This is a genomic window from Herbiconiux daphne (genome assembly GCF_024979295.1).
GTDB lineage: Bacteria > Actinomycetota > Actinomycetes > Actinomycetales > Microbacteriaceae > Herbiconiux > Herbiconiux daphnes.
The window spans coordinates 1-859 of record NZ_JANLCJ010000246.1; the positions used below are offsets into that span (position 1 = coordinate 1).

General features: G+C 36.8%; 2 protein-coding genes. Both read right to left on the reverse strand.

The window, feature by feature from the left end; genetic code table 11:
• Window positions 1-188, reverse strand: a 188-nt coding sequence (locus N1032_RS24400) for a hypothetical protein (RefSeq protein WP_259543092.1), incomplete at its 3' end; no start/stop codon positions are given.
• A 393-nt stretch (window positions 189-581) separates the two neighbouring features.
• A partial coding sequence (locus N1032_RS24405; RefSeq protein ID WP_259543093.1) for a hypothetical protein occupies window positions 582-859 on the reverse strand: 278 nt, incomplete at its 5' end.

The window sequence follows — 859 nt, forward strand, 5'->3', positions numbered from 1 at the left end:
AGTACGTCCTTGTCATTTCCAAGTTTGTTCTTTTCAGTCTTAGTCATATGAACTGACCCGATAGACAAATTGTCATTGGCGTCAACCATTGGCACACCATCTGCCAAGATGGCATAACCGGTGTTTGAGGTTGAAACATCGAGTGCTATGACTAAATGCTTGATGTTTTGTGGTTTAGTTTCTTTCATTTTTTTCCTTTTTTCTATGGTCTTTACATAAACCATTTTTTGTTTTTGGTTGAAGTTCTGGGTGTCCCAATTCCTCAACACATTTTCTACAAGGTATTAGCATTTTTACCTCTTTCTATGTAGTTGATTATCATTTTGGAAGTGAGTTTGCCAAACACCTTTTTCTCTTTTGGAGTTTCCGGCATTTTACCTTTTCACTCGAAGTAAAGTTGTTTCTTTGTCTTGATTACATTATGATTCATAATTGACCTCAATAAATTCAAGGAGCACGTCAAAAATTGCTTTGAGACAATTTACAACAATAGAATTACCTGCTTGTTTATTCATTTGTGAATCGCTTATTCCACTTGCCTTAACTTTATCGTGTGCTTGTTGTGAGAACCCCATTAGTTTTCAAGTTTCAAGAGTTGTCAGTTTTCTATAATGAACTATGTTGTTGTTGTATAGAATCTTGTTTTTGAAGTCTGGACTATTGGCAACAAGGGTTGGTGTTAAACCGGTAGTTCCATTGAAGTCCTTATCACTTACAAACGGAATTCTTTTGAAAATGACTTTTGATTCATTGTCGCAGTCTCCCGCCCTTAAAGTTTTAGACACTCCATCGATTCCCAAGAAATTTTTCTTTTGGTTGAATGAGTGTTCTATGAATTCCCCCCCCCCCCCCCCCCACT